We start from the raw sequence: 24480 nt of genomic DNA, 5'->3' as shown, positions 1-24480 counted from the left end.
AGACTGTGGGGGACACCCCACGCTGGGGGCCGTCTCAGGTGCCCACGATGAAGTCGTCGGAGAGCATGGGGACCATGCCTGCGGGGGTGCGGCCCGTGTCGGGGTCGTATTGGATTTCCTGGATGAAGAGCGAACCCACGCCAGCACCGCGCGGATCATTGTCCCGGCCCACCTGGAGGTAGAGGTAGACCTCGTTGGTGCCCGCGGAAATCACCTCGCCGGGAATCAGCGGGTGGGGGCGCTCCAGGGTGGGGACCAGGGAGACGTTCTCCACGCGGGTGCGGTAGCAGGCGCGGTCGCTGGTGGCGGTGGGCGGCAGCGGGACGATGGAGTAGCCGTAGCCGCGCTCGCGGTGGAAGTCGAGGTCGGCGCTGAGGGGGTCGGTGTGGGCCTCCACCTCCGCCACGTTGGAGGCACCGTCGCGGTCGGTGTCGAGCAGGTCCTCGGCGATGAGCGGGTTCGTCTGCGACAGGGCCTCCACCAGGTCCGGCAGGCCGTCGCCGTCCGTGTCGCCCACGCAGGGGTCGCTGCCGAGCACGCGCTCCTCGCAGTCGTTGAGCCGGTCGCCGTCCGTGTCCTGCGTCACGCTGCAGCCGTTGATGATGTCCACGGCGAGCGGGTCCAGGCCCATGCGCAGCTCCACGCCGTCCATGAGCCCGTCCTGGTCGGTGTCGGGGGAGGTCGGGTCCAGGCCCAGGGCGCGCTCGTCGTCGTCCGACACGCCGTCGCCGTCGCTGTCGGTGAGCATCTGGCCGTTGCGCACCTGCACGTTGCGGTTGAAGGCGAGGAAGCGCTTGAGCTTGAGCGCGTTGTCGAGCGCGCCGTAGTCCAGCCGCGCGAGCGCGTTGGGCAGGCCCACGAAGTCCGTCTCCACGGGCGCGCTGCCGCCCGCGTTGGCGATGGCGGCCACCTGGAGGCGGGTGACGGGGTCCGGCGTCTGGCCGCGGACGTAGACGGGCTGGACACTGACGTCGCCCGCGCCCAGCTGCTCCACCAGGCCCTTGAGCTCGCCCACCACGGCGGTCAGTTCGCACTGGCTGCACGAGGCGTTGCACTGGGCCTGGGCTTCCGGGGTCGCGTTGCAGCCGGCGGCCTGGGCCAGCGCGGTGCACCGGCTGTCGATGCCGATGTTGTAGGCCGGGTTGTCACAGCTCACGTCGGAGCTGCGGATGACGGGCGCGACCACGTAGCGCGAGCGCGCGACCTCGCCCTTGCAGGCGGCCTGCATGTCGCCGGACATCAGGCTCTTGGACAGCCGCAGCGCGGAGCGGATGCTGATGGGGCCCTGCTGCTGGTAGCTGGCGTAGCGAGGCAGGACGGCCTGGAAGGAGGCGGCGTCCGTAAAGCTGCCTTGAAGGCCCGTGGCCACCGAGTGGAAGGCCACGAGCCCGAAGCGCACCTGCGGACCGGTGAAGCGCGAGGTGAGCGTGGCGAGCCCGTCCACCGCGGAGCCCACCACCTCTGGCTCCACGCCGGTGCCGCCCTGGAGCGCGAAGATGACCTTCACGGGGAACGCGTCGCCGGTGGCCTCGGGGACGCAGAGGTCTCCCTCGAAGTTGGCGCGGTCGCGTGTACCGCCCGCGCGGTCATCAATCGAATAGAGCCCCGCGTCGGTGCACGACAGCCACAACGTTGGAATCAGGAGCCAGGCGACCCGGGGGGAGGAACGCATTCGTTGGATTGTAGACCTCAGCCCCCCCTTCCAACGCAAGCGACCCGAGTGCCGGCTCCACGTGAAGGCCCCGACACCGCTCCCGCCTTTTCGCGCCGACAGAGAAAAGCTCGCCGCCAACCAGACTGGAATGTCCACATCCCGCCTGGAATCAGCCCCCAACAGAATCCTGGTATTCCCGGGATGGTTCCGATTTCGGGGAGGGGAAAGACATTGCCCTCGCTGTCCAACCAATCCCCAAGGAGCAAGACCATGAAGAAGACGCACGTGAAGCTGGGCGGGACCGTGGCGATGTTCGTGCTGGCGCTGGGCGCGACGGGCGCGATGGCTCACAACCGTGAGGTGAAGAGCCATGATCCGCGCATGGCGGTGTCGATGGAGGAGGTCGTGCTGGTGTCGAAGACGGGCCCCCTGGCGGGTGGTTCCGGCAGCGGCAACGGCAACTGCGGCATCCTCAGCAACATCCTCGGTGGCGGCAACATCCTGGGCAACACCACGGGCAACCTGCTGGGCATCTTCATCGGCGGCGGCAGCATCTCGGGCAACTGCAACTGACGCCAGCTGACGTCACAACCCCCTGAAGTGATGTAGCGGTCCATTCAAGACGGACCCGACGCCGGAGGTGCCCCCTCCGGCGCTCGGTCTGGAGCCCCCATGCGACACACGTTGACTCCCCGGCACGGGTTGTTGACCGGCCTCGCCGTGCTGCACCTGCTGATGGTGGCCCGTGGCGCGCTGCACGTGCCCCTGCTCCCGCTGACAGACACCGGGAGGCCCTGGGCCCAGGCCTATGGGCATTGGACGGGCTCGAGCAGTGGCTTCAGTTTCTTCGCCCCCGGGGTGAGCCCGGCGGTGCGTGTCTCCTTCGACCTGGAAGGTGCGTCCGGCGAACAGCTGCACGACGACTTCCGGTCCGACAACGGCGCCGTGAGCGTGCGCATCCATTCCATGAACCTGCGCTTCAGCCTGGAGGAGAGCCGGGACGCGCTGGCCCGCGCGTGGGCGGCGGCGATGTTCGGCCGGCATCCGGACGCGAAAGCCGTCACGGTGCGCGTGGAGTCGCTCCAGCTGCCCAGCATGGAGGGACACATGCAAGGGTCGCAGCCGCTCTGGACGGAGGCCTACCGTGCGGAGTTCCAGCGGCGCGTGCCCGCGGCCGTGTCCACCGGTGAGGTGACGCCATGAGCGCCCGGACCTGGAAGTCCGCCGTGGGTGCCAGGCTGGCGGCGTTCGTCGGCGAGCCTTCTTCTCCGCAGCCGCTGGGCGTGTTGCGCATCGGCGTGGCGGCGCTGCTGCTCATCCAGGCGTGGAGCCTGTCGGAGAGCCTGCCGGAGCTGTTGGGCAACCAGGGCTGGGTGCCCTGGAGCGTCTCCGAGGCGATGGCGTCCCCGGCCGTGCCCCGGGTGGGCGCGGTGGTGGCCGCGCTGGCGCCGCTGGGCTTCTCGCAGGCGGCCAGCATCCAGGGCCTGACGTTCGTCTACGTGGTGGCGCTGCTGGGGCTGCTGCTGGGCCTGCACACGCGGCTGTCGTCGGTGGTGGCGTGGATCCTCCACACGGTGCTGCTCAACAGCATCAGCTTCTTCTCCTACGGCGTGGAGACCTTCGCGCACATCAGCCTGTTCTATTGCGCGGTGATGCCGGTGGGCACGGCGTACTCCCTGGACGTGCGGGCGGGCAGGCTCTCCGGCGCGCCGTCCGCGCTGGCGACGCTGTCGCTGCGCGTGTTGCAGGTGCACCTGTGTCTCATCTACCTGACCACGGGTCTGGAGAAGATGCTGGGGCCCGTGTGGCGGGACGGGACGGCGCTCTGGGAGGTGCTGATGCAGCCCCAGTACGGCCAGTTCGACTTCGCGTGGCTCGCGACGGTGCCGTGGATGGTGAAGCTGGCCACGTGGAGCACGCTGATAGTGGAGGTGGGCTACGCGTTCTGCGTCTGGCCCCGGCGCACGCGGGGGCTCTGGGTGGCGCTGACGATGAGCCTGCACCTGGGCATCGCGGTGATGATGGGGCTGTGGATGTTCAGTGGGATGATGGCCGTGCTCACGTTCGCGGCGTTCGGGTGGCCCCTGGTCGCCGAAACGATGCGCACGCGGGTCCGTGCCGCGGTGCTGTTCCCCTTCCACTCCGGGACCGCGCGTTAGGGCGCGGGCTTCAAGGGTGGAGGCTCCCGCTCGGGAGTCGGGGCGCGCGTCACGCGCAGCCTCGGCTTCGCGATGTTGGCGGCATCCAGTGCGTGGACGGAGAGCTCCACATCGACGCACTCAGGTCCGGGCTGCCCGGTCGCGGACTGAGGGAAGAGGGGGACGGACACATCCCGCCCGTACCACTGGCCTGGCTCGAGGAGGAGGATGTCCTCTGCCCTGCGCGGTGGCGTCCGGACGTCGACGACGAGGAACGGCAGGGGCTGCCCGTTGGCACAGTCCAGGACCCGCTCCACCGTCAGCGTGTGGCTCTCGATGAGACGTCGGTCCAGGCACAGGCTTCCACTCGAGGTCCCCAGCAACAGGCGCCCTGACAGGGTCTGTCCGTCAAAGCCCGCGTGCTGGAACTCCACCCGCGCGGCTGCCGCTTCATGCGTGGGGCAGGTGGCGGCCTGAGCGTCGGCACCAGGCCTCGCACTGGAGAAGAGGCCCCCCTGACAGCCACTCAGTCCCATGAGGCTGAGGGTCAGGAGCATCGAGCGTGTCATTCGCACCGGAGATCTCCATCGTCGCCAGGAACCCCAAAGCCCTGCCGATGCTTCCAGCCACAGGAATGGGCCAGTTCATGCACCATCGCCTGGGCACGGCACTCGCGCGACGAGGGCTCCTCGCACCAGTTCACCTCGTGGACCGGATTCTGGCAGCCCGCATCCGGCGGCCTCCACACGTACCCCAGCGCGGTGACGCCGGTGCCCTTCCGGAGCGCGCACTCCTTCTTCACGTCCGCTCCGCAGTTTATCTTCGCACCACCGCACTGGAGGCTGACGCACTCCCGAAGGCATTCGTCCGTAATGCTCTTTGCGGCGACACGGCACTCCTCGATGGTCGGAAGCTCGCGACATGCGGAGTGCATCGGTGTGCCAGGAGCTTGAGCCGCGGCACACGCCCAGTGCAGGGCGGCGGCGCTGATGAAGACTGCCAGAGATAGCAATCGCGGCATACGTCGACTTTACTCACAGTGTGAGCAGGTACGCGAGCAGGTCGTCGCGCTCCTCGGCGGTGAGTTCCTGCGCGGCGCCGTGGGTCAGGCCTGGGGTCTCCAGCAGCGTGCGCAGCGGGAAGCGTGAGCCCACCACGAGCCGGTCCTCCTGCACCGTGTAGCCCGCCGTGGCGCTCGTCAGGAGGGGCCACACGTCCCAGGTGCCCACCAGTGAGGGCGGCGCTGCTCCTGCCACCAGTTGCTGCTGCTCCAGCCGCAGCGGCAGCGCGATGGGCGTTCCAACGTCCTGATACTGGCCCCGCGTCGAGGGGTCCTGGTCCAGGGTGAAGAGGGGCGTGGGATGGCAGGCCATGCACCGGGCCTTCCCTTCGAAGAGCGCCAGGCCCTTCACCGGATGGCCAGCCCTGCCGTCCGGCAGCGTGACGGTCTCCAGCGGCGCGCCGTCCTCTCCCCGGTACGGGTTGGGCGCGGTGGGCAGCAGCGAGGTGTAGAGCGCCAGCGCCTCCACCTCCGACGGCAGCGGATCCGGGTTGTGGTAGCGGTTGCGCCCTCCCACCGTCTCCACCGTCTCCGCGATGCTGCGCGTGCTCGCGGGCGTGAAGTAGGGCGGCGTGTCCCGGCTGCCCAGGGCCGTCGTGGACCGGTAGATGCGCATGGGGCGCGTCTTCTCGAAGAAGACGCCGCCGGTGTGCCCTTCGATGTGGCACGCGTCGCAGCTCATGCCCGTGCGACCCACGTCGGAGAAGTAGAGCACCTGGCCCAACCGGCGCTGCTCGCGCGAACGCACGTCCACCACCGGCCACTGCCGCGTCACACGCGCTTTTCCCGCCCGCGCCTCGCTCGCGTCCACCACCGCCACCGTGCCCGTGAAGCGGTTGAGCACGTAGAGCGTGCGCCCGTCCGGGGACAGCGCCAGCGAGCGCGGCCCGGAGTGCAGCTCCAGCCCCGCCCTCCCCTTCGTCCCCAGGTCCTCCACGGGGCGGATCCACGGCGTGCCTTCCGGCGCGAGCACCGGCAGCGTCTGGAGCACCGCCTCTCGCGCGGCCGCGTCGCTCTTCACCAGCGCCTTCGCGTCCAGCACCCGCACCTGGCCCAGGCCCACGTCCGCCGCGTAGAGCAGCCCCGCTCGGTCATCCAGCGCCAGCCCCTCCGTCACGCCCGCGCCGAAGCCCCGGTGCCGCACCACCTCCTGCCGGTCCAGGTCCAGCACCGCGACTCCGCTGTTCGCGCTCACCTCCATGCGCTGGGCGTTGGGCCCCACGTTCGGCCCCAGGCTCGACATGAAGAGGCGCTTCAAGCGGTCGCTCGCGACCAGGGCTCGCGGCGCCTTGCCGCCCATCACCTGCGCGGAGAAGGCCTCCGTGGTGCCTCCGACAATGGGGACGCCGGGCTTCGGCACCACCGGCGCCAGCTCCCGGCCGTCATCCTGGCGCAGCAGCACCACCTGCCCCGTCTGGAGGCTGCCCACCGCGAGCAGTCCGTTCCACCGCGCCATCGCGCGCGGGTTCGGATCCACGGCCGCGCTCCATTTCTCCCGGCCATCCTCCAGCGCGAGCGCGTGCACCGTGTCTCGGAGGTGCTCGGCGACGAAGGCCACGCCCTTCGCTCCATCCACCTCCAGGCCCCATGCACCCGAGGGCGCGGGGACGACCCGGGCCTTCCGCTCCGGCGCGTCCAGTGCGTACAGCCAGAGCTCCGCGCCGTACTGGTGGGCCACGCCCAACCAGGGATGGCCGCTGGCGTCCTTCCAGGTCGCGAGCGCGGACGGCCCGTCTCCCACCGCCATCGCCTCCACGCGGCCGGACTCCACGTCCAGCGCGAACACCGTGTCCGTGGGCGGCGACGCGACGAAGAGCGTGCGCCCGTCCGGGGACAGCGCCATCGCCATCAGGTCCGGGAAGGCCGCGTCGTTGACCAGGGTGAGCCGCGCCGTGCCCGTGGGCCGGGGACCGGTCGCGGCGAGCGACAGCTGCACGTCCGCCTGGAAGGTGCCCTCGGGGAGCTTGAGGTCGGGGGGGAGCCTCGCGTAGCCATGGCGCGCGTCCACCACCGTGAGCGGCACCTCCCTCGACAGGGGCGCTCCGAGCACCAGCCTCAGGCCCGGCACCAGGTTCTCACCATAGAGGGCGAGCGGCTGCGAGGTCTGGTTGCTGGTCAGCTTCGGGCCCACCGCCTGGAGGATGGGGCGCGGTGCAGCGGGGGCGGCGGACGGCGCGGGCGTGGGCGTTGGCGCGGGCCCGCTCGGGGGCATCCACACGAAGACCCCAATGCCCAGGAGCACCAGGGCCCCGAGCACGGCCGCGATCCATCCTCGATGGCGAGTGACACCTATCACGCGTGGGCATGCCTCCCGCGCGCGAGCATCCTCCATCCGCCCACCGTGTCACGATGACTTCGTGCCACGTCTGCTCGCATGCTGGGGAGGCGCCGCTCGGAGGGAATCCCACGGGACGTTTCCAGCGTACCGGCACGAAGAAGGACAAGTCGTGGAGGGTCCGCCCCAGGTGAGGTGGACTGCCCCCCACACCTGATCGCCACAGGCCATGCCATGGGGCTGGAGTGTGCGTTGACAGGTCGGGGCTCGCATCGCTTAACCTGTTGATGATGCGACGTTTCCTCCTCTTCTGTGCCGTCGCCAGCGTGCTCGGCTTCGGTCCCCTCTCCCCCGCGAACGATGCCTGGGCCCAGGGGCGTGCACGCGCTCCCAAGACGAAGGCCGTGAAGCCGGCCAAGCCCAAGAAGGGCTCCAGCAAGGCGCCCCCGCGCATCGAGACGAAGTCGAGCACGGCCGTCACGGACCCTGTGACGGGGGATGCTTCGGCCGCCGCGTCGTCCGCGCCGCCGCAGCGCGGCCCGTCGCGCATCGACTTCGACGACCGCCTCATCCAGGGCCAGACGAACAAGTCCGGCGCCGTGTACCTCTATGACCGCAAGGAATTGAAGACGCGGTCGATGCTCCGCGAGCGCGACAGCTTCCGCTCGGAGACGCTCGCCACCGTCTACGATCAGTAGGGCCGTACCGCCCATCACCCTTCGAAGGGAGCGTCACCGTTGAGCGGCCAGCCCAGCGTCCTGCAAGTCGTCATCCTCCGCGACGGCCTCCTGGTGGGGACGGAGGTCTTCGTCCCCGGCACCTACGCGCTCGGCTCCGATGCGTCGTCGGATCTGCGGCTGGACGATGCGTCCGTGTCTCCGCGCCATGCGTTGCTGTACTTCCAGAATGGTCGCACCGCGATCCAGGACGCGGGCGGAGGCACCAGCGGCGTCTTCGTCAACGGGCACCAGGTCACCGCCTGTGAGATCCGCTCCGTGGACGAGGTGCTGTGCGGTCCGTTCGTCCTGAAGACGCGGATCCTCAACCAGCGTCCCGTCGAGACCAAGCCGCAGCCGCCGCCCGAGGTCGCCGCGCTCCTCGGAGGTGCGGGGGCTCCGCACTCCGCGATCCCGAACGGAGGGAACGGGGCGACGCACGCGTTCGGGCCCGCCACGAATGGCTTCGCGCCCCAGCACGGCGCGCAGGCCGTGCACGCGCAGCAGACCGTCGTCGCGCAGCAAGCTCAGCAAGCCGCGCTGGCACAACAGCAGGCTCAGCAGGCCGCATACGCGCAGCAACAGGCTCAGCAAGCCGCGCTGGCACAACAGCAGGCGCAGCAGGCCGCCTACGCTCAGCAGCAGGCGCAGCAGGCCGCCTACGCCCAGCAGCAGGCGCAGCAGGCCGCCTACGCTCAGCAGCAGGCGCAGCAGGCCGCCTACGCTCAGCAACAGGCTCAGCAGGCCGCACTGGCACAACAGCAGGCGCAGCAGGCCGCCCACGCGCAGCAGCAGGCGCAGCGCGCCGCGCAGGCCCAGCAGTCGGCACAGGCGCAGCAGACGCAGCAGACGCAGCAGGCCGCCTACGCGCAGCAGCAGGCTGCGTACGCACAGCAGCAGGCCGCCTACGCGCAGCAGGCTCAACAAGCGGCGCATTCGCAGCATCCGGGTGCGCAGGCCCAGCAGCAGGCGCAACAGGCTCAACAGGCGGCCTTCGCTCAGCAGAACGCGCACGCCCACCCCGGCGCGCAGGCGGGGCATCCCCAGGCCGCGCACGCTCAGACGGGCCACGCACCGCAGGCCGCGCACCCGAATGGTGCCCACGCCGCGCACGCGCAGCCCGCGGCCTCGAAGCCGGCCCCCGCTCCCGCCGTTCCCCCGGGCACCGTCCCCTCCGCGCGGCGCCGTCCTCCGTCGGAGGTCATGCCCAGCCTCCTCGTCGCGGACGATCTGCTCGCGGACCTGGACACGGACGGCCCCGCGCCCACCTCCGGCCCCCTCGTCCTCGACAAGACCCCGGCCAGCCGCCCCACCCACGCGCCGAAGATCGGCCCGGGCAAGGGCGCGGCCCAGCTCTACCTGGAGCTGTACTGGGGCGCCGTGCGCCGCGACGCGCGCCGCTTCGCCCCGGACGCGAAGAAGCCCGTGAAGGCCGCCCAGGAGGAACTGGCCCCCATGCCGCTGTGGGGCTTCACCCTCCCGGAAGGTGACGACTTCACCCTCGCCGAGTCCGTCAACGGCAACTACCGCCTCTTCGTGCCCCCCGGCACCGACGTGGAGAAGGCGCACAGCGACGGCCGCTTCGCCCCCGTCACCACCGCCGCGCTCGAGTCCGACGGCAGCCGCCGCTTCGTCACCCTGCGCGACGGCGCCGCCGCCCGCCTCACCCAGGGCAAGATGTCGCTCGTCGCCTACGCGGCCCCCGCCCCCGAGCGCGTCTTCGTCAACCCGCTCAAGGGCCTGCCCTGGCTCACCCTCTTCTTCCTCGCCATCTTCGGCGGCGGCCTGGGCTGGTTCATCGCCACCCGGCCTCAAGGCCCCGCGACCGCGGACTTCACCCAGAAAAACCTCCCGCCCGTCGCGCTGCGCCTCATCGCCCCCGAGCCCAAGAAGAAGGAAGAGGCCAAGAAGAAGCTCGAGGCCCTCAAGAAGAAGGAGCCCGTGAAGGAGAAGCCCGTCGTCGCGGAGAAGGCTCCTCCCAAGCCCGTCAAGGAAGTGCAGGTCCCCAAGGCCGTGGCCGCCGCTCCGGAGAGCAAGGCGCTCAAGGCGCTCGCGAAGCTGTCCGCCGCGGGCCCCGCCGCCAACGACCTGCTGGCCGCCGTGGACAAGCTGGGCAGCGGCCCGGGCAGCAAGAACGCCAAGCAGACGAACTACAAACTCGCGGGCCTCATCGGAAAGGCGCCCATCGCCAACGCGGGCCTGGGCACCTTCGGCCTGGGCGGCGGCGGCAAGGGCGGCGGCGCCACCCTGGGCGCGGAGCTGCTGCGCGGCAAGGGCGGCGGCGGAATTGGCGCGCTGGGCGCTGGCGGCGTGGGCAAGGGCGCGGTGGGCGGCACCGTCACGCGCGCCACCGCTCGCAGCATCTCCTCCACCCAGGGCACCGTGGACCGCGAAGCCGTGGCCAAGGTCATCAACAGCCACCTCAATGAGGTGCACGGCTGCTACGAGCGCGCGCTGCTCAAGGACCCCGGCCTCGCTGGCAAGGTGGTGCTGGAGTGGGCCATCGGGCTCAACGGCCGCGTCGCTTCCGCCAAGACGAAGTCCTCTACCCTCCGCAACGCCTCCGTCGAGGCGTGCATCCTCAGCAGCCTGAAGGGCTGGCAGTTCCCAGCTCCCAAGGGCGGCCAAGTCATCATCACGTACCCGTTCCTCTTCAACTCGGTCGGCTACTGACGCGGGGGCACTCCCCCCACCCCACGTCGTCCCCCGCCACCTGACAGGAAAAAGTCCCCGTGCGATTCCTCCTGCTCTCCCTCCTGTGCCTGGTGCCCGGCCTCGCGCGCGCCCAGGCCGAGGAACTCGAGAACCCCGGCACCGTCTCCGCGGTGCAGGACCGGCTCTACCGCATGCACCACGAGCTCTCGCTCGGCGTGGGCGTGCTGCCCGCGGATGCCTTCTACAAGGGGCTCATCGGCACCGTCGGCTACACGTACCACTTCAGCGACAGCGTCGCGTGGCAGGTGGGCCGAGGCACGTACAGCTACAACGTGCAGACCAGCCTGCGCCGCCAGTTGGAGCGCGACTTCGACGCCGCCCCCACCGCCACCGCCTTCGAGGACCAGGTGCAGTGGATGGTGGGCTCCGACCTCATGTGGAGCCCGCTGTACGGCAAGACGTCCTTCCTCAACTCCAACGTCATCCACTTCGAGGTCTCGCTGCTGGTCGGCGGCACGGTGGTGAAGGTGGACCGCAGCGACGGCTTCCGTCCCGCCGTCAACCTGGGCCTGGGCGTGCGCATGTTCTCCAGCCAGAACGTGTCCTTCCGCCTGGACGTCACCAACAACACCGTCTTCGCGGGCGCGTCGCGCATCATCAACGTGCCCACCGTGCAGATTGGGACGGCCTTCAACTTCGGCGCCACGGAATGACGTCCCGCCCCCTCATCGTCGCCGCGCTCGCCAGCGCCGCGCTCTTCGTGTCCCCGACGGTCGCCCTCGCGGCACCGGACGCGGGCACGCTGCCCATGCCACCCCCACCGGCCGCCACCGCGAAGGCCCCCGCCGCCGCCACGGACGCGGGCACCTCCGGTCCCACGGACGCGGGCACCGTTGCCGGCACGCCCGCTCCCGCCAAGGCCGCCGTCGCGGAAGCGCCTCCGCCCCCGCCGCAGAAGGTGCCGCCGGAGACCTTCGACAACGCGCTCAAGGCCTACTTCGACGGCAAGCCTCGCGACGCCGCGGGCCCGCTGTACGCGTGGCTCCAGGCCACGCCGCGCACGGATGACAACTACGCATGGGGCCAGTACTTCCTCGCCCGGAGCCTCATCGACCTGGGCCTCACGCACGCGGGCGCGACGTACCTGGCGCGCATCGCGCGTGAGCGCTCCAACCCCAACGTGCTGCCGCGCGCGCTGGACGCGCTGAAGGGGCTGACGGACCGGCCGCACGACGAGGTGATGATCGACGAGCAGGTCTTCGGCGCGCTCGACCTGGGCTTCCTCCCGGACGAGACCGGCGCCTACGCGCACTACCAGCAGGGCCTGGTGGACCTGCGCGTGGGCAACGAGCGCTGGGCGAACACGCACTTCTCCAAGCTGCCGGAGACGAGCGCGGAGGCCAGCCGCGCGAAGTTCGCGCTGCTCGTCACCCGGCTCAAGCAGGTGAAGGATCCGCCGGAGGAGATGGTGAAGGACTTCCTCGGCCTGTCCCAGGACGAGAAGCTCACCCGCGAGGCGCGCAACGAGGCGGCGCTCGCGGTGGCCCGCCTGCGCTACGAGAAGAAGGACTTCTCCGGTGCGCTGGAAGCGTACGGCAAGGTGAAGCTGCCGGAGCTGGACCCCGGCCGCGCCAGCCTCTACCTGGAGGAGGCGTGGACCCGCTACAAGCTGGGCGAGCTGCGCGCGTCGCTGGGCATCCTCACCACGCTGGACGCGCCGTCCTTCCGCGATGAGTTCATGCCGGACAAGTACCTGCTGCGCGCGCTCATCTTCCGCGACCTGTGCCACTACCTGCCCGCCAAGCGCGCGGCGAAGGAGCTGACGCGCCGGTACGCGGACTCGCTGGAGTCCGTGCGCAACCGCGAAGACCTGAGCCAGGACGCCCGCCTGCGCCGCGCCGCCAACGCGCACGGCGGCACCCAGCGCGCCGCGAAGTTCGTGTCGCTGCTGGACCTGGAGGGCGAGCGCCTGGGCCGCTACGCCGGCAGCTTCGGCGACCGGCTCTTCGGGCACCTGACGCGCGTCTATGACCTGTCCCACGCGGAGGCCGTGCGCGTGTACGACGCGCGGCTGCAGGACGCCGTGCGCCAGGAAGCGGACACGCTGCTGCGCGCCGCCGAACAGGTGCGCCTCATGGAGTACGAGGTCGGCCTCAAGCTGTACGAGCGCGTGAAGAAGGGCGCGCAGGTGGTGGCGGCGCAGGAGGAAGAGCTGCTGTCGCCCGCGCAGGTCGCCTTCAAGTTCGACAACGAATACTGGAACGACGAGCTCAAGTCCTACCGGGTCCGCATCGAGAGCCGTTGCATCGAGGAAACCCCATGACCGGCCCGTTCACCGGACTCATCACCGCCGCGCTGCTCGCGGCCGCGGCCCCCGGCCCTGGCCGTGTTGGGCCCAACACCAACCCCATCGTGTCCAAGGCGAAGGAGCGCGAGGAGCTCGTCGCCAAGCTGAAGCGCGACATCTTCAAGGTGGACCGCGCCATCGGCGAGACCGAGAAGCTCATCTCCAAGAGCCGCAACGCCCCCTACCTGCCGGACCTGCAGTTCCGGCTGGCGGAGCTCTACGTCGAGAAGAGCCGCTACGTTTACTACCTCCAGGCGGAGACCCGTCCGGAGGGCGCCACCGGCGCCATCGTCTCTCCGGAGACGCGCCTGATGAAGCAGAAGGCGGTGCAGATGTACTACCGCCTGCTGCGCGAGTACCCGGACTTCAAGGACGGGGACCAGGTGACGTTCTACCTGGCGCACGAGCAGCGCGAACTGGGCCAGTTCGACGAGATGCTCAAGACGCTGGGGGACCTGACTCGCAAGTTCCCCAACAGCCCGCTGCGCCTGGAAGCCGAGCAGATTCTCGGTGACCACTTCTTCGACAAGGCAGAGCTCGTCGAGGCGGAGAAGCACTACCAGGCCATCCTGGAGCTGCCACCGTCGCCGGTGCACGACCTGGCCCGCTACAAGATGGGCTGGATCCGCGTGAACCAGGCCAAGCACGCGGAGGCCGTCACGTTCTTCGAGGCAGCGGCCGCCAGCGCGCCCCTGCCCGGCGTGGACGTGAAGAAGGCGCTCAACGTCAAGCGCGAGGCCCTGCTGGACCTGGTCTACAGCTACACGGAGGCCAAGCCCCCCAAGGGCGCGCTCAACTACTTCGAGAAGCTCAGCGAAGGCCGCGCCACGTACGCGCTCGCGCTGGACAAGCTGGGCAACCGCTACTTCATCAAGCAGCAGTACGAGTGGGCCATCCCCACGCTGCGCAAGCTGATGGAAGTGCAGCCCGACCCTGAGATGGACCTGGAGCGGAGCCAGAAGCTGTACGACTCGCTCAAGGCCGCCAAGGGCAAGGTGATGCCGGAGCCGGAGGACATCCGCTTCCTCGTGCGCGCCGCGGTGCAGAGCAAGACGGACCCGGAGATGTCGGAGTCCGACCGCAAGAAGCAGCTCGCGGAGACGGAGGAGATGGCGCGCGACCTGTCCACGCAGGTGCACCTGGCCGCGCAGAAGGCGGACTCGCGGGACCTGTACCTGAAGGCCGCGGCCGCCTACCGCGAGTACCTGGGGCTGTTCCGGCCGGACCAGTACGTGCGGCCCATCATGAAGAACCGCGCGGATGCGCTCTTCGCCGCCAAGGAGTTCCCGGAGGCCGCGCGCCAGTTCGAGGAGCTGGCCCGCTACGAGGACAAGGCCAAGGACGGCAAGGCCGTGGACACCGCCATGTACGGCGCGCTCCTGGCCCACTTCTCCACGCTCAAGCCGGAGGAGGCGCAGAAGCGCAACGCCTTCGAAGTGGCGGACGCTCGGCAGGCCCTGAAGCTCCTGGGCGCGAACTACGTGTCGCGCTACCCGCAGAGCCCGCACGTGCTGGACGTGAAGTTCAACATCGCGCGCGCCTACTACGAGGACGGCGATTACCCGAAGGCGGCGGAGCTCTTCACCGCGTTCGCGCTGGCGCACCCGCAGTACAAGGACGCGCCGGTGGCGGGCAACCTGGCCCTGGACAGCCTGCGGCAGGTGAACGACTTCAAGAAGCTGGACGAGACGGGCCGCAAGTTCCTCGCGTCCTCGCTGCCGTCCAACTTCCGCGGTGAAGTGCAGAAGATCCTCACGCAGAGCAAGGCCGAGGCCCTGGACGAGCTGGCCCTGCAGAGCGCGCAGGAGACGGGCGACGTCATCGAAGGCCTGATGAAGGTCGCGGACGAGAACAAGAACAGCGACATCGGCGAGAAGGCGCTCTACGGCGCGTTCACCGCCGCGCGCGAGAAGCGCGACCTGCCGCGCGAGCGCGAGCTGGGCGCGAAGCTGGTTCAGTCCTATCCCAAGAGCCAGTACCTGTCGGACGTGCTCCTGACGCTGGGCCGGCACGCGGCGGAGGCGGCGGCCTTCAACGAGGCGGCCGGCTGGTTCGAACAGGTGGGCCAGAAGCTGACGGGCGACCTGGCGTCGGTGGACGGCTGGATGGCCGGTGCCCGCCTGCGCATCGCGCTGGGTGAGTACAAGGAAGCGTCCCGCAACCTGGAGACGGCGTCCGAGGCCGCGGGCGCGCGCAAGGGCGAGGTGCTGTCGCTGCTCGCCGAGACGCGCCTGAAGCAGAAGGACTACTCGCGCGCGAAGACGGCGGCGGAGACGGCGCTCAAACTGGACAAGAACAACGTGGCCGCCGCGGCGGTGCTCGCGGAGGTGCAGGCCACCACCGCGCCCACCGCTCCGCCGGACGCGCTCATCTCCACCCTCACCGCCGCGGTGCAGGGCCCCAACGGCCAGACGGAGGAAGCGGCCAAGGGACTCTGGTACCTGGGTGAGATTCTGTATCGCGGCTACAAGGACCTGCCGGCGGACAAGGTGGAGGAGAAGGTCGCCGCGCTCCAGGCCATGGAGGGCGTGTACACGCAGGCCGCGTCGCTCGGGTATCCGGAGTGGGCGGTGGCGTCGCTGTGGAAGATTGCCCTGGCGTACGGCCACATCGCGGACGTGGTGGACCAGACGCCGGTGCCCGGCGGGCTGTCCGCCGCGGAGACGAAGCAGTTCCAGGACGCGGTGAAGCAGCAGGTGGGGCCGCTCAAGGCCCGCTCGGACGAAGCCTTCAAGGCGTGTCTGTCCCGCGCGGAGTCGCTGGAGGTCTTCAACGCGGCGGTGGTGGGTTGCCGCAGCCGCACGGACGTGGCCGCGCTGCCGGTGCCGCAGCCTGCCGCGCCCACGCAGCCCGCGGCGCTGGAGGACCTGCGCAAGAAGGCGGAGAAGGTGCTCACCGCGGAGGCGCTGGAGGCCCTGGGCATGGGCTACCTGGACGCGCACCAGTACGGCATGGCGCAGCTGACCTTCGGGCGCGTGACGGAGTTGCAGGACACGCGCGCGTCCGCGCACGCGGCGCTGGGCTGGGCCATGCTCAACCTGGGCGATGCCATGGGCGCTCGGGAGGCGTACGCCAAGGCGCTGGAGGCGGACCCCACCTACGACAAGGCCCGCCTCAACCTGGCCGCGCTGCGCTGCCGCTTCGGCGACACGGACGGCGCGCGCCGCGAGCTGGCCGTGCTCAAGGACATGGGCACGCTCAACGGTCCGGACGTGGACGCGGGGTGGAAGGCATGCAAGTGAGCGCGCCCTTCCGCCGCATCGCCCCGGTGCTGTTCGCGCTCGTCGCCACCGCGTGTGGTGACGAGGGCGGCAAGCTGGAGGGCAGCGTGACGGAGCTCATCGACCTGCGCTACCAGCGCACGGAGGCGGCCCTGGCGGAAGGGACGCTGGCGGTGAGCTTCGTCAACACGCAGGGCAGCGGGCAGGACGTGGTGTTGAAGGTGAGCGCGCGGGTGGCGGACATGCTGCCTGACAACGAGTACGCGGGCTCGCTGGACATCGACCTGGCGCAGGCGCTGGACGACGGCTCGCAGCGGGGCAGCGTGGACCGCAGCGTGCTGGACGAACCGGTGCGTCCGTTTCCGCCGCTCGTGCGCGGCAACCTCTTCGTGAAGTCCCTTCCGAAAAACACCGGGGACCGGGTGTCGGGCGAGTTCAGCGTCACGTTCACCAACGGCACCGACGTCTACTCCGGCCGGACCATCTTCAGCCGTTTCGAGGCCATCGCTCCATGAAGCGCCACCTGCTCCTCAGCCTGTCCCTCCTGACCGCCGCCTGCGGCCCGAGCTACGGCATGCGCGTGCCGGACGCGCTGGTGAAGAAGCTGCCGTACGAGACGCGCATCGAGCTGCTGGAGGCGGAGAACGACCTGGCGCTGGCCATCGACCGGGTCGACGAGGCGGACAACGAAGTCAACCGCGCGCGAGACAACATCCGCCGCGCGAAGTCCCGCCAGGAGGCCGCCGAGGACGAGGAGGACCGCGCGCAGGACGCGTCCTCCCGCGAGGTGGCGCAGCTGGCCATCGCGGAGTCCGAGGCCCGCGTGGAGTACCTGCGCGCGCACCAGCGCCTCAACGTGGGGCTGCGCGAGGTGGAGAAGCTGTCCCTGCGCTGCGCGTTCGCCCGCTTCGAGCTGGCGCGGCTGACGTCGGCGCGCAAGGCGAAGGTGCAGGGCAGTGAGCGTCTGGAGCCGAAGGACTTCGAGCAGCAGGTGTCCGAGTGCGAGGCCGCCGTGAAGGAAGAGCGCGCGAACCTCGGGGGGGACACGAAGGAAGCGCAGACGGCGAAGGAGGCGTGGGAGGCGAAGAAGACCGCCCTGGCCAAGAAGACCTTCGACGCGCGCGCCAGCCCGTACGTGGAGAACCTGTGATGACGAAAGCCGGAGTCCTTCTCCTCCAATTGTTGACGGCCCAGGCTCCCGCCCCGGAGACGCCTCCGCCGGAGAAGCCCGCTGCGCGCGCGGACAAGCTCCCGGACGACCCGGACGCGCTCTACAAGCTGGGCACGGCCTTCCTGTCGCAGAACCAGGCGCGCCGCGCGGTGGCTCCGCTGACGAAGCTGGTGGGGCTCACGCCGGACGGCGTGCCCGCGAAGGTCGCGCTGGCGCGCGCGCTGCGGCTGTCCGGCGACGTGCCCAAGGCCAAGGCGGTGCTGGACGCGGCGCTGGCAGCCTTCCCGGAGGAGGCCACGCTGCGCTCGGAGCGCGGCCTGCTGGCGCGCATCCAGGACGACACGGACGAGGCGATTACTCAGTACTCCGTGGCGACGGAGCTGGCGCCCAAGGACGCGGAGCTGCGCTTCAACCTGGGCGAGGTGCTCCAGCGCGCAAACCGCACGGACGACGCCATCGAGGCGTACCGCGAGGCGCTGAAGCTGGACGGCGCGCTCCAGGTGGCTCGGGTGAACCTGGGCAAGGCGCTGGCGGAGAAGGGGCTGGCCGCGGAGGCGAAGGAAACGCTGCGCGAGGCCATCCGCCAGAAGGACAGCGACGCGGAGGCCCACTACAACCTGGGCGTCGTGCTGATGCGGGAGAACGACGTCACGGGCGCGTTCTCCGAGTACCAGGCGGCGCTGAAGGCGGATCCGAAGCACGCGCGCGCGCAGAACAACCTGGGCGTGGTGCTGGACGGCCAGGGCAACGCGCGCAAGGCGGCGGAGGCGTTCCAGAAGGCCATCACGTTGGATCCGAAGTACGCGGAGGCGCACTTCAACCTGGGGCTCGCGTGCTTCCAGTTGGGGGAGAACGCCCGGGCGACGAAGGCCTTCGAGAAGGCGCTGCTGCTGGAGCCCCGCCGCGCGAGCGGCCCGTACACGCAGCTGGGCCAGCTGTACCTGGCGCAGGGCAAGAAGACGCAGGCGGTGGCCGCGTTCCAGAAGGCCATCGAGAAGAGCGCCGACGACGGCAAGAAGACGACGGAGTCCTACCAGGGCCTGGCGCGCGCGTACCTGGAGCTGGGCAAGGTGGACGACGCGGTGGCCACGCTGAAGACGGCGGTGGAGACCTTCCCGGACGAGCCCGGCGTGCGCGCGGGCTACGGCGACGCGCTCAAGGCCAAGGGCGACCTGGAGGGCGCCATCGCGCAGTACTCGGCCTGCGTGAAGCTCCAGCCCACGGTGGAGAACCGGCTGATGCTGGCGGAGGCGTACGCGAAGAAGCACGTGGGCGCCCAGGCGCGGCCCCTCTACGAGGCCGTGCTCCAGGAGGATCCAAAGCACCGCGCGGCGAAGCTGGGCCTGGCGGACCTGCTGCTCGCGATGGGCGACTACGCGGCGGCGGAGAAGCTGCTCACGCCCGCCCAGGGCGAGGAGGCGGAGACGGCGGCGCTGGCGCGGCTGGGCATCCTGCACTCGCGGCGCGGCCGGCCGGACCTGGCGGTGCCGGAGCTGGAGGCGGTGGTGGCGAAGGACCCCGCGCAGCTGGAGGCCCGCGCGGAGCTGGGCTTCCTGTACCTGCGCGGCGGCGACGAAACCAAGGCGCTCCAGGTGCTGAGCGACGTGCTGGCGGTGGAGCCGCGCAACTCGCTGGGCCTGCTGTACCTGGGGCACACGCTGTACCGGCAGGGCAAGTTGCCGGAGGCGGAGAAGGCCTTCCGGGGCGCGTCGCAGGTGGACGCGAGCGCGGGCGAGCCGCACTTCGCGCTCGCGCAGCTGCTGGAGGCCACCAACCGCAAGCCCGAGGCGAAGAAGGAGTACGAGGCCGCGGTGAAGCTGCAGCCGGACCACGCGGACGCGAAGAACGCGCTGCAGAAGCTGGCCGTGGACGTGCCGTAGTCGCGGCGGGAGCGCACCGCACGAACCTGTCCGACAGTCGGACAGGTTGGGCCCGCGCTCTCTAGTCCCGGGCTCGCATGAGGCTGTCCGGGAGCGAGGGCCCCGTGGGTGCGGGCCGCGGTGACTCCGTGAGCGTCCGGCCGAAGTGGTAGCGCGCCTCCGCGTGGACGCCGAAGGACTCGCCTCCGGCGCTCGCCAACAGCACGAGGTCGTCATCGGGGCGCCCATCCGCGGGCAGGCCCAGGGTCCAGGGCACTTCCCGCGTGTCTCCGTCCAGGACGATGGGCGACGTGGGGCCTTCCTGGAGAATCGTTCGCGGCGGCACGCGCAGGGAGACTTCCACGGGCGCGGTGAAGCCCGGGCTCCGGTCCAGCCGCGCGACGAGCCGCACCGTGTCCGCGCTGGCATCCACCACCCGCCAGGAGACGTGCAGCGGCGCCGGGATGCGCGCCGTGGCGGGGAGCACCGTGGGCCGCGACGCGGGACTGTCCGTGGTGGTGGCGTCGTCCTCCGGGCCTCGCGTGAGCACCGTGGACGAAGGGGCTGTCGCCGCACCCCTGACGTGTGGCTTCGCCGGGACCGGCCGAGAGCGCTGGGCTCCGCTCGACGGCAGGTCCCATGAACGCATCCCGTGCGCAGGCAGCGCCACCGACCGCGCGGACGCGAGGAGCGTCGGCGAGGACGCGTGGACGGACTTCTCCCGCGCCTGAGGAGCTGGCGCGGGAGTTCCTGGCGCCTTCTTGCGCCGCACGCGGTCCACGCCGGACGCCATGCCCGCCGAAAGCGCTCCGACGAGCGCCAGTGCCAACACAGCCCCCGCCACGCGTTTGCGCATCAAGGGGCGCAGGAGGTTCAGGGGCGCGGACCGCCGGCTTCGCCGCATCAAAGGGGGAAGCTTCATGGGCACGAGGACTCACGCGTGAGCACGGGGCTCCGAGTCAGGAAGGGCGTCATCGACACAGGGGCTCGTGGCTCGGATACGGGAAGGCGGTGGCGGGTTCGGTGGCCGCGTCGACCCGGGTGCTCGGGAAGCCCTGGCACATCAGCGCGTCCAGGAAGTCCGCGAGACACGGTGAGGACCTGCCCGTGTCCACGACGTCCGTGAGCGCGCCATTCTCATCCCGCGTCCAGGTGTGTCGCGTGTAACCGCGCGCCCAGGGCGCTCGGTTCATCGAGGGCGCGGCGAGCGCGTCGTAGAGGGGCTGGCTCGACGGTGTACCGGTGGCCGCGCGGTAGAGGATGGCGGCCACCTCGTTCTCGTCCACGGGCTGGAGCAGACCTTCTTCCGCGCGGGGCCGCGACCAGGGGCTCACCGAGGAGGCTCGCGCGGACAGGTCCACCCAGAACAGCGTCCCGCCCTGCCGGTCGAAGTAGCGGGGACTGCGGCGCGCGTCCGCGCTGAACCAGGTGGCCCAGCCCTCGCTCCATGCCTGTCCCGGGAAGGTGGGCACGCCCACGTAGTGCGACCCGCCCTCCTCCGGACTGGTGCCCCGGCTGGCCATCACCCAGTGACCCAGTTCGTGCATCACCATCGCGTCCGACCACCACGCCGCATCCGAGTCACCCGGCAGCCACACCTGCGCGTCCCAGCTCCGGCCCACCGCCGTCACCGGCCAGGGCGCGAAGCAAGCACCACAGGACCAGGTCGTCCCGAAGCCCAGCCACGCCACCACGGGCAGGCCGTCGCGTCCGCCGTAGCGCTCGCGCATCTGGCGCCAGGCCGTGCCCAGCACGTCGAACACCGCAGCCGCGCCGGAGCCCTCGGACTCGGCGAGGGTGAACGCAGGGCGTTCGGACAGCTCGCGCGTCGTGCGCGACCAACTCCAGATGCGGGCCGCGTCCCCCGGCACCGTCTTCACCGACTGCGCGCCCGGCAGCCCCGGGTCCGCCACCGCGTAGGCCACCGCGCCGTCCCGTCCCCGGCCAGCGGCGTACACGACGACGCGGTCGTCATCGCCCAAGGAGGACGACACCTTCAGCGTGAAGCGGCCGGCGTCATCCGTCACCTGCGAGTCGAGCACCTTCGTGCCCTGGAACGACACGATGAGGAACCCGCGAGCAGGCACCGGCTCCACGTCCAGCGTCCACGCGCGGAACTCCGCATCCGGGAAGCGGCGCGCGTAGCGCACCGTGCCGCTCAACGTGGATCCGGGTCTGCCGCAGAAGCCCCGGCCGGGCGCGGCTTCGCAGGCCACGTCGCAAGCGCGCGCGACCCACCGGCCATTCGTGCACACCTGCAACGCCCGGGACTCCGTGCACCGCGAGACGCCGTCGACGCATGCCGTACCTGAAACGCAGGCGACCTCCGGCGATTCGACGCAGGTCGTGTCCTCCGCGCAGTCCTCCCGGTGCACGGCGCCATCGACACAGCGCTCCACCACGCGAGGCCCCAGGCACCGTGACGGCGCGGGGAGCTGATCACACGCGAGCGCGGGCCGAGCAGTCTCTTCAGGCAGGGACGTGACACAGGCCGCGCAGGCCGCGCCCTCGCAGTCGACGGCACAGGGCGTCAGCTCCGCCCCCGGGTCGCAACCCGCGAGCGCCAGCGCCACGAGCGCCCAGCACCACACCCAGACCCCGCGTCCCACCAGGAGGAAACCTCGTTCGAGCCAGCGCCCGCGAAGACAGCACGCACGACTCGACGGCAGGCAGAGCCAGGAGACCGACGGCCCCCCTGCCCGCTCGCCCGCCAATAGGTTCCACGATCCCGAGCTTCGGACAACCGCGTCAGGGGCGTGGAGCGCTCGGGCGGCACAGGACGAGCCCCACGTCATCCGGGAGCGCGCCGCTCGCAAGTCGAGGCAGAGCGGCCAGCGCGAGCACCGCGGCGTGTGCGTCGGCGATGGTCACATGCTCCTGGATGCGACGGAGGTCGACGTACTTGAACAATCCGTCTGACGCGCCAAGAAGAACGCCGCCTCGCCACACGCGTTCGAAGGTGACGGGCCGAGCCTGCCCGCTACCGAGCAGGGGCTTGCGGTGTTGATGCTCCGTCAGCGCGGTCGCTTCGCTGCCCTGGAACAGCCACAACTCCGAATCCCCCACGCTGGCCCCCACCACGCGTCGTGGGGTGACACAGGCGACCACGGCGGTGGTTTCTCCTCCCTGGCCCGAAGCCCCCAGCGCCGCGTCGCACCGCACCAGCACATCGCGCCAGGTCTCTTCACGTTCCACGTCGGCCCCGGCCTCCACGGCGTCCTGGACGCCATGCAGGACTGCCTCCGCGGCCTCGGCGCCACGTCGTGAGTTCCCCGCCCCATCCGCCACCACGAGCACCGTCACATCCCCTGGCGTCAGAACCAGCACGCGGTCCGCACCCGTCCTGCCCGCCGGTTCCACATGCCACACCGTCTCGAAATCACTCATGTGTCGCGCTCAGGGGCGACCTTCGCATGCCATCGACAAGCAGTCGTGCCGCGCCACGCACAAACCTGTTCGACTGTTGGACAAGTTCGGCCGACGAGACAGCGGCTCATACAAAGAGCATGTCCATGAATGAGGCGTCCAGCCGTCGCCGCTTCTTGTCCACGGTCGTCTTGCTGGGCGCTGGAAGCACCGCGAGCGCTGCACCCAAGTCCAAACCCGCGGAGGTGAACGCCACCGAGGACCTGATGCGCGAGCACGGCATCATCCGCCGCACGCTCCTGGTCTATGAGGAGATCGCTCGCCGCCTCGACCTTCGTGAAGAGAAGGCTCCTGTGGAGGTGCTCGCCCAGGCCACCCGGCTCATGCGCCGCTTTGGCGAGGCCTACCACGAGAAAACAGAGGAGACTGAGGTGTTCCCCCGGCTGGTGAAGGCGGGCCAGCAGAGGGAACTCGTTCAGGTGCTCATCGAGCAACACGCCGCAGGGCGCAAGCTCACCGAGTCCATCCTCGCCGCGACCTCAGGCCGCGACGCACTCACGCAACCCCAGCCAAGAGCCACGGTCGCGCGGCAGCTCAATCTGTTCATCCGCATGTACGGGCCGCATGCCGCGCGCGAGGACACGGACCTGTTCCCCGCCTTCCGCAACCTCTTCGACGAGAAGCAATTCAATGAGCTCGGCGAGCGCTTCGAAGAGCAGGAACACCGGCTGCTGGGGAGCGATGGTTTCGAGAACGCGCTCAAGGAGGTGGCTCAGTTGGAGCGCGCGCTTGGGATCCACGACCTCGCCCGGTTCACGCCCTCGGAGAGGTAGGGGCCGTTCGCTCAAGGAACGCGGTCAGCAGGGCCCGCCGCTCCTCTTCACTCAGCACGCCATCCAGCGCGGGGAACAGGTACGTCTCCTCGCGCAACGAGTGGTGGTGCTCCAGGTGCTTGAACGTGCTCTCCATGTCGAACACGCGCAAGACCGCGCGGCGGTAGTCCGGAGCGCTCGCGTCCAGCGCGTCCACGGCATCCTGACACTTCGCCAGCAGCTCCTGCATGCGCTGGTGCTCGCCGGTGAAGAGCTCCGGCGCTGCGCCTCGGATCCTTCCGGCGCGCGGCAGCTCCGGCAACAGCAGCGCCTCCTCCGCCTCCAGGTGCCGCGTCAGCTCCTCGCGGTAGCGCGACAGCCGTTCACGCGCGGCGGGCAGGTCCATGCCCATCAGCGCTTCCTGGTGCAGGAGGAACAGCTCCTCCAGGTCGCGGTGGAGCGCTCCCAGGCTGACGAAGTCGGTGGGCGCGGCCATCAACGCCCTTCAGTGCACCTTGTCGTCGCGCACGTGGGCCTCGCGAACCACTCGAGGACGCGGCGTCACCATGCGGGCCACTCCAGAGTAGAGCTGATCCTCCGTGTAGACCTTGCGCACGCGGCGATGCGACGCGCGCGGGTGGTAGGCCGGGCCCGGACGCTCCAGCCACTGCAGCACCCGCACCTCGCCCGAGTGCGCCAGGTCCGCGAGCAGCGCCTCCGGGCACAGCTTCAGGTAGCGGCGCACCAGCGGCCGCAGACGGCGCCCGAACTCCGTGCCCAGCTTCGCGTGGCGGCGGCCCGCGTGCAGCGTGCCGTCGAAGCGCAGCGAGATGTGGAAGAGCTCGTGCATCAGCGTCTCCAACCGCGACTTCGCGGTGGAGCCCCGGAAGAAGAGCGGCCGGAGCGTGATGCAGTACAGGATGCGGCGGCCCCGGATGCGCACCTCCGGCTTGCGCCGCCCCGCCTTGTCGATGCTCTTGCCCCCCTTGAAGCACAGGGGCTTCACCGTGCCTCGCGACGCGCGACGGGCCTCGCCCGCCACCACCAGGATGCGGCCCACCTTCACGTGGTTGAACTCGGGCATGCGCGCGGCGATGTCCCGGATGAGGGAGCGCAGGGTCCGATTGAAGTTGGGACGTCGGGGAGCCACGGTTGGTGGACAGTCTAGCGGAAATCCCCTTGGGACTGGCCCCTGGCCTCCCCAGA

At 70.4% G+C, this 24480-nt stretch carries 21 protein-coding genes; 12 read left to right on the top strand and 9 right to left on the bottom strand.

The window, feature by feature from the left end:
* Positions 1 to 34: 34 nt before the first annotated feature.
* The gene (locus D7Y04_RS05805; RefSeq protein ID WP_121758576.1) at positions 35 to 1672 is read right to left on the bottom strand and encodes a calcium-binding protein; all 1638 of its coding nucleotides are present in this window, start codon (positions 1670 to 1672) and stop codon (positions 35 to 37) included.
* A gap of 252 nt (positions 1673 to 1924) precedes the next feature.
* On the opposite strand from D7Y04_RS05805, the gene D7Y04_RS05800 reads away from it, so the two are divergent.
* The 3 genes from D7Y04_RS05800 to D7Y04_RS05790 all read left to right on the top strand — a co-directional run bounded on the left by D7Y04_RS05800 (position 1925) and on the right by D7Y04_RS05790 (position 3813).
* Positions 1925 to 2227, top strand: a complete 303-nt coding sequence (locus D7Y04_RS05800) for a hypothetical protein (RefSeq protein WP_120600060.1) — start codon at positions 1925 to 1927, stop codon at positions 2225 to 2227.
* Positions 2228 to 2326: 99 nt separating this feature from the next.
* Positions 2327 to 2857 carry a hypothetical protein gene (locus D7Y04_RS05795; protein ID WP_147477044.1) on the top strand — a complete coding sequence of 177 codons (531 nt, stop codon included), beginning with the start codon at positions 2327 to 2329 and terminating at the stop codon, positions 2855 to 2857.
* Positions 2854 to 3813 carry a hypothetical protein gene (locus D7Y04_RS05790; protein WP_121758574.1) on the top strand — a complete coding sequence of 320 codons (960 nt, stop codon included), beginning with the start codon at positions 2854 to 2856 and terminating at the stop codon, positions 3811 to 3813. Before D7Y04_RS05795 ends, D7Y04_RS05790 begins: the two co-directional genes overlap by 4 nt.
* On the opposite strand, the gene D7Y04_RS05785 is transcribed toward D7Y04_RS05790, so the two are convergent.
* From D7Y04_RS05785 to D7Y04_RS05775, 3 genes are all read right to left on the bottom strand, one after another.
* Entirely contained in the window at positions 3810 to 4349 is a 540-nt protein-coding gene (locus D7Y04_RS05785) for a hypothetical protein (RefSeq protein WP_147454879.1), read from the bottom strand. The two genes, D7Y04_RS05790 and D7Y04_RS05785, sit on opposite strands and share 4 nt — an antisense overlap.
* 8 nt (positions 4350 to 4357) lie before the next feature.
* The gene (locus D7Y04_RS05780) at positions 4358 to 4594 is read right to left on the bottom strand and encodes a hypothetical protein (RefSeq protein WP_120600056.1); all 237 of its coding nucleotides are present in this window, start codon (positions 4592 to 4594) and stop codon (positions 4358 to 4360) included.
* Positions 4595 to 4826: 232 nt separating this feature from the next.
* The gene (locus D7Y04_RS05775; RefSeq protein WP_121758573.1) at positions 4827 to 7184 is read right to left on the bottom strand and encodes an MtsA protein; all 2358 of its coding nucleotides are present in this window, start codon (positions 7182 to 7184) and stop codon (positions 4827 to 4829) included.
* Positions 7185 to 7414: 230 nt separating this feature from the next.
* Between D7Y04_RS05775 and D7Y04_RS05770 the strand changes: the two genes are divergently transcribed.
* The 8 genes from D7Y04_RS05770 to D7Y04_RS46495 are packed head-to-tail and all read left to right on the top strand — an operon-like array spanning position 7415 to position 19117.
* On the top strand, positions 7415 to 7825 hold the full coding sequence (locus D7Y04_RS05770; protein ID WP_233601281.1) for a hypothetical protein: 411 nt from the start codon (positions 7415 to 7417) through the stop codon (positions 7823 to 7825).
* Positions 7826 to 7864: 39 nt separating this feature from the next.
* Positions 7865 to 10516: an AgmX/PglI C-terminal domain-containing protein gene (locus D7Y04_RS05765; RefSeq protein ID WP_121758572.1), complete on the top strand. Its 2652-nt coding sequence runs from the start codon at positions 7865 to 7867 to the stop codon at positions 10514 to 10516.
* 59 nt (positions 10517 to 10575) lie between these two features.
* Positions 10576 to 11211, top strand: a complete 636-nt coding sequence (locus D7Y04_RS05760) for an outer membrane beta-barrel domain-containing protein (protein ID WP_121758571.1) — start codon at positions 10576 to 10578, stop codon at positions 11209 to 11211.
* The gene (locus D7Y04_RS05755; protein ID WP_121758570.1) at positions 11208 to 12821 is read left to right on the top strand and encodes a hypothetical protein; all 1614 of its coding nucleotides are present in this window, start codon (positions 11208 to 11210) and stop codon (positions 12819 to 12821) included. Before D7Y04_RS05760 ends, D7Y04_RS05755 begins: the two co-directional genes overlap by 4 nt.
* Positions 12818 to 16087 carry a tetratricopeptide repeat protein gene (locus D7Y04_RS05750; RefSeq protein WP_120576593.1) on the top strand — a complete coding sequence of 1090 codons (3270 nt, stop codon included), beginning with the start codon at positions 12818 to 12820 and terminating at the stop codon, positions 16085 to 16087. Before D7Y04_RS05755 ends, D7Y04_RS05750 begins: the two co-directional genes overlap by 4 nt.
* Positions 16078 to 16581, top strand: coding sequence for a hypothetical protein (locus D7Y04_RS05745; RefSeq protein ID WP_216672564.1), 504 nt, complete (start codon positions 16078 to 16080; stop codon positions 16579 to 16581). Before D7Y04_RS05750 ends, D7Y04_RS05745 begins: the two co-directional genes overlap by 10 nt.
* Positions 16578 to 17216 (top strand): hypothetical protein, encoded by a 639-nt coding sequence (locus D7Y04_RS05740; RefSeq protein ID WP_120595414.1) that lies wholly within the window; start codon positions 16578 to 16580, stop codon positions 17214 to 17216. Before D7Y04_RS05745 ends, D7Y04_RS05740 begins: the two co-directional genes overlap by 4 nt.
* On the top strand, positions 17216 to 19117 hold the full coding sequence (locus D7Y04_RS46495; RefSeq protein WP_121758569.1) for a tetratricopeptide repeat protein: 1902 nt from the start codon (positions 17216 to 17218) through the stop codon (positions 19115 to 19117). Before D7Y04_RS05740 ends, D7Y04_RS46495 begins: the two co-directional genes overlap by 1 nt.
* 61 nt (positions 19118 to 19178) lie before the next feature.
* On the opposite strand, the gene D7Y04_RS05730 is transcribed toward D7Y04_RS46495, so the two are convergent.
* The 3 genes from D7Y04_RS05730 to D7Y04_RS05720 form a co-directional block, all read right to left on the bottom strand.
* Positions 19179 to 20018, bottom strand: a complete 840-nt coding sequence (locus tag D7Y04_RS05730) for a hypothetical protein (RefSeq protein WP_147477043.1) — start codon at positions 20016 to 20018, stop codon at positions 19179 to 19181.
* Between the two features lie 49 nt (positions 20019 to 20067).
* Complete coding sequence (locus D7Y04_RS05725; protein WP_121758567.1) at positions 20068 to 21705, bottom strand: hypothetical protein; 1638 nt, start codon at positions 21703 to 21705, stop codon at positions 20068 to 20070.
* A 139-nt stretch (positions 21706 to 21844) separates the two neighbouring features.
* Positions 21845 to 22483, bottom strand: a complete 639-nt coding sequence (locus tag D7Y04_RS05720) for a protein phosphatase 2C domain-containing protein (RefSeq protein WP_120595410.1) — start codon at positions 22481 to 22483, stop codon at positions 21845 to 21847.
* Between the two features lie 125 nt (positions 22484 to 22608).
* Between D7Y04_RS05720 and D7Y04_RS05715 the strand changes: the two genes are divergently transcribed.
* Complete coding sequence (locus tag D7Y04_RS05715; RefSeq protein ID WP_158620634.1) at positions 22609 to 23295, top strand: hemerythrin domain-containing protein; 687 nt, start codon at positions 22609 to 22611, stop codon at positions 23293 to 23295.
* Here the strand turns inward: D7Y04_RS05715 and D7Y04_RS05710 are convergent.
* Both D7Y04_RS05710 and D7Y04_RS05705 read right to left on the bottom strand, forming a co-directional pair.
* Positions 23276 to 23770, bottom strand: a complete 495-nt coding sequence (locus D7Y04_RS05710; RefSeq protein ID WP_121758566.1) for a hemerythrin domain-containing protein — start codon at positions 23768 to 23770, stop codon at positions 23276 to 23278. The two genes, D7Y04_RS05715 and D7Y04_RS05710, sit on opposite strands and share 20 nt — an antisense overlap.
* Before the next feature lie 9 nt (positions 23771 to 23779).
* On the bottom strand, positions 23780 to 24424 hold the full coding sequence (locus D7Y04_RS05705; protein ID WP_120576585.1) for a hypothetical protein: 645 nt from the start codon (positions 24422 to 24424) through the stop codon (positions 23780 to 23782).
* Between the last annotated feature and the right edge of the window lie 56 nt (positions 24425 to 24480).

It is taken from the genome of Corallococcus sp. AB038B, assembly GCF_003668955.1.
GTDB classification, from domain to species: domain Bacteria; phylum Myxococcota; class Myxococcia; order Myxococcales; family Myxococcaceae; genus Corallococcus; species Corallococcus exiguus.
This window is presented reverse-complemented; position numbering and strand designations above follow the sequence as displayed.